This window comes from Massilia scottii, from assembly GCF_030846495.1.
GTDB classification, from domain to species: Bacteria; Pseudomonadota; Gammaproteobacteria; order Burkholderiales; family Burkholderiaceae_D; genus Telluria_A; species Telluria_A violaceinigra.
On sequence record NZ_JAVCWM010000079.1, the window covers coordinates 1 to 835 of the forward strand.

Here is an 835-nt window from a genome sequence, read left to right on the forward strand (position 1 = left end):
ACCGATCGAGGCGATCGCGGTCGAGAGCTTGTCGATGGTGGTCGAGGCGGTGCCCACGCCGGTCAGTTCGGTGCCGACCGTGTTCGGGGCGGCGTAGTTGGCGGTGGTGGCGCCGACGTCGGTGCCCAGGGTGGTCATGCTGGCCGACATATCGACCGTCATTTTTTCACTGGTGCTCGAACCGATCTGGAACGTCATGGCCGAGGCGATGGTGCCGCCGACGAGCAGCTTGGCGCCGCCGAAGGAAGTGTTGTTCAACACGTTGTTCAGTTCGGTGCCGAGGGCATCGTATTCCGACTGCATCGCGGTCTTGTCGGCTGCGGTGGAGGAGGCATCGGCCGATTGCGTGGCCAGATCCTTCATGCGCACCAGCATGTTGCTTACTTCGTCGAGCGCGCCTTCAGCGGTCTGCAGCATCGAGGTCGAATTCTGGGTGTTGCGCATCGCAACGGCCATGCCGCTGGTTTGTGCTTTCAGGCGGGTGGCGATCTGCAGGCCGGCGGCGTCGTCCATCGACGAATTGATGCGGTAGCCGGTCGACAGGCGCGTCATCGAGGTCGACAGGCTGCCTTGGGTACGGTTGATCGAATTTTGTGCGGACAGGGCAGCGTTGTTAGTGTGCAGACTCAGCATGATCGAACTCCAGGTATGGGGGGTGGGGGTTGTCGGAGCCGCGGTGTGCTGCGCTCTTACAAGTACAAGACGACCGTTTCGCCGGCCGCGTTAAGTGCCACATGGAAATTAATCGAACTATTTTTCCTGCATAAAAAAAGCCAGCCCGATGAGGGCTGGCTGTCGCGCGAACCCGGCCGCGTGGCCGGGGCATCCTTGACGC

The 835-nt window shown here is 61.7% G+C and carries 1 protein-coding gene; it reads right to left on the minus strand.

The genetic code is table 11. The features are described 5' to 3' along the window. Nucleotides 1-633: flagellin N-terminal helical domain-containing protein (locus RBA41_RS33365; RefSeq protein WP_306628640.1), on the minus strand; the 633-nt coding region annotated here is incomplete at its 3' end. Nucleotides 634-835: the final 202 nt, after the last annotated feature.